Here is a 3,405-nt window from a genome sequence, read left to right on the forward strand (position 1 = left end):
TTTTGATGAAGGGACATGTGGGCGACGGCGCCCGGTCCGGGGACCTCAAGGCTCCGGTAACCGGTTAATTTAAGCCGATAGCCACATCCGATCGCAGGCTCCACGCCTGCCCGGATGGCAAGCATGTTCATTCGTATCCATTACGTTTGACAGTGCAGGTATCGGCTCCTTGCAGCTCATGCCAGACTGGAGGGTGGGGTTATCCCCATGCTGGTTTGGTGTGTGACACAACTTGAGAGTTTGATCCTGGCTCAGAACGAACGCTGGCGGCATGCCTAACACATGCAAGTCGAACGAGACCTTCGGGTCTAGTGGCGCACGGGTGCGTAACGCGTGGGAACCTGCCTTTAGGTTCGGAATAACTCAGAGAAATTTGAGCTAATACCGGATAATGTCTTCGGACCAAAGATTTATCGCCTTTAGATGGGCCCGCGTTGGATTAGCTAGTTGGTGGGGTAAAGGCCTACCAAGGCGACGATCCATAGCTGGTCTGAGAGGATGATCAGCCACACTGGGACTGAGACACGGCCCAGACTCCTACGGGAGGCAGCAGTGGGGAATATTGGACAATGGGCGAAAGCCTGATCCAGCAATGCCGCGTGAGTGATGAAGGCCTTAGGGTTGTAAAGCTCTTTTACCCGAGATGATAATGACAGTATCGGGAGAATAAGCTCCGGCTAACTCCGTGCCAGCAGCCGCGGTAATACGGAGGGAGCTAGCGTTGTTCGGAATTACTGGGCGTAAAGCGCACGTAGGCGGCTTTTTAAGTCAGGGGTGAAATCCCGGGGCTCAACCCCGGAACTGCCCTTGAAACTGGGAAGCTAGAATCTTGGAGAGGCGAGTGGAATTCCGAGTGTAGAGGTGAAATTCGTAGATATTCGGAAGAACACCAGTGGCGAAGGCGACTCGCTGGACAAGTATTGACGCTGAGGTGCGAAAGCGTGGGGAGCAAACAGGATTAGATACCCTGGTAGTCCACGCCGTAAACGATGATAACTAGCTGTCCGGGTTCATGGAACTTGGGTGGCGCAGCTAACGCATTAAGTTATCCGCCTGGGGAGTACGGTCGCAAGATTAAAACTCAAAGGAATTGACGGGGGCCTGCACAAGCGGTGGAGCATGTGGTTTAATTCGAAGCAACGCGCAGAACCTTACCAGCCTTTGACATCCTAGGACGACTTCTGGAGACAGATTTCTTCCCTTCGGGGACCTAGTGACAGGTGCTGCATGGCTGTCGTCAGCTCGTGTCGTGAGATGTTGGGTTAAGTCCCGCAACGAGCGCAACCCTCGTCCTTAGTTGCCATCATTAAGTTGGGCACTTTAAGGAAACTGCCGGTGATAAGCCGGAGGAAGGTGGGGATGACGTCAAGTCCTCATGGCCCTTACAGGCTGGGCTACACACGTGCTACAATGGCATCTACAGTGGGCAGCTATCCCGCAAGGGTGCGCTAATCTCCAAAAGATGTCTCAGTTCGGATTGTCCTCTGCAACTCGAGGGCATGAAGGCGGAATCGCTAGTAATCGCGGATCAGCATGCCGCGGTGAATACGTTCCCAGGCCTTGTACACACCGCCCGTCACACCATGGGAGTTGGATTCACCCGAAGGCAGTGCGCTAACCGCAAGGAGGCAGCTGACCACGGTGGGTTCAGCGACTGGGGTGAAGTCGTAACAAGGTAGCCGTAGGGGAACCTGCGGCTGGATCACCTCCTTTCTAAGGATACTCGCGAAAGCGCCTCGGCTAGCCTGAGGAAGTGCTTCGCGGCTTCCAAAGAACATTGCCGTCGTCCTCATGTCCTTTCATCAATCGGATACAACCTGCCGCCAGCGGTAGGTTGTGTGCCTGAGCCGGCTCACGCCCCTCGCGGCAGCCAGTTCCTTCGGGAATGGCGGCCGGACGCAGTGGTGTGGGCCTGTAGCTCAGTTGGTTAGAGCGCACCCCTGATAAGGGTGAGGTCAGAGGTTCGAATCCTCTCAGGCCCACCATTACCTAAATGGGGCCTTAGCTCAGCTGGGAGAGCACCTGCTTTGCAAGCAGGGGGTCATCGGTTCGATCCCGATAGGCTCCACCAGGTACACATGACGCAGCGCCGCTTCGGCAGGCGCGCGACGATCCGATAGATGAAACGAAACCAGATCCTGCTTCGGCAGGTCAGGCGATCGTGCCGGTTAGCCGGCGTCGCCGATCTTTGACATTGTGAATGGGTTTTTAAATCGATGCCGTGGCGCATGGATTGTAACGGGCAGACTTCGGTCTGTGCCGGCGATCGTGCATCACAAATCAATCAAATTGATTATCTGGCTGAGATAATTCTCCCACCGTCTTCAAGCGCTCAGGCTTTTATGCAGGCCTGTCGTTGATGGTGTGGATTCTCAAGCGTGAGGTAAGAGCATTTGGTGGATGCCTTGGCATGTACAGGCGAAGAAGGACGTGGCACGCTGCGATAAGCGTCGGGGAGTTGTGAGCAAACTTTGATCCGGCGATTTCCGAATGGGGAAACCCACCTTCACCATTTCTTCCAGTTGGCTTTCGGGCCAGCCGGGCGAGGTGGATAAGGTATCACCGAGCTGAATAAAATAGGCTTGGTGAAGCGAACCCGGGGAACTGAAACATCTCAGTACCCGGAGGAAAAGACATCAACAGAGATTCCCGTAGTAGTGGCGAGCGAACCGGGACCAGGCCAGTGCCTTCATTTCAACTAGCAGAACACTCTGGAAAGTGTGGCCATAGCGGGTGACAGCCCCGTATGCGAAAGTGATGATGAAGGACTAGAGTAGGGCGGGACACGTGAAATCCTGTCTGAACATGGGGGGACCACCCTCCAAGCCTAAATACTCGTACATGACCGATAGCGAACACAGTACCGTGAGGGAAAGGTGAAAAGCACCCCGATTAGGGGAGTGAAACAGTACCTGAAACCGGATGCTTACAAGCAGTTGGAGCCCCATAGGGGGTGACAGCGTACCTCTTGCATAATGGGTCAGTGACTTAATCTAGCATGCGAGCTTAAGCCGTTAGGTGTAGGCGAAGCGAAAGCGAGTCTGAATAGGGCGACTGAGTATGTTGGATTAGACCCGAAACCCGGCGATCTAGGCATGAGCAGGTTGAAGGTGCGGTAACACGCACTGGAGGACCGAACCGTTTAATGTTGAAAAATTATCGGATGACTTGTGTTTAGGGGTGAAAGGCCAATCAAGCCGGGAAATAGCTGGTTCTCCGCGAAATCTATTGAGGTAGAGCGTCAGATGTATGCCGATGGGGGTAGAGCACTGGATGGGCTAGGGCTGCGCGAGCGGTACCAAACCTAACCAAACTCCGAATACCATCGAGTCTTGTCTGGCAGACAGACGGCGGGTGCTAAGGTCCGTCGTCAAAAGGGAAACAGCCCTAACCTACAGCTAAGGT

The 3,405-nt window shown here is 54.4% G+C and carries 2 tRNA genes and 2 rRNA genes; all 4 read left to right on the plus strand.

The features are described from left to right. Positions 1–228 precede the first annotated feature (228 nt). Positions 229–1,713 (plus strand): 16S ribosomal RNA (locus LC605_RS31830). Positions 1,714–1,908: 195 nt separating this feature from the next. Next, positions 1,909–1,985, plus strand: a tRNA-Ile gene (locus LC605_RS31835). Between the two features lie 10 nt (positions 1,986–1,995). Beyond that, positions 1,996–2,071, plus strand: a tRNA-Ala gene (locus tag LC605_RS31840). Positions 2,072–2,370: 299 nt separating this feature from the next. Beyond that, positions 2,371–3,405, plus strand: a 23S ribosomal RNA gene (locus LC605_RS31845); the annotation flags it as partial.

It is taken from the genome of Nostoc sp. CHAB 5836, from assembly GCF_020829445.1.
In the GTDB taxonomy this organism is placed as follows: domain Bacteria; phylum Cyanobacteriota; class Cyanobacteriia; order Cyanobacteriales; family Nostocaceae; genus Nostoc.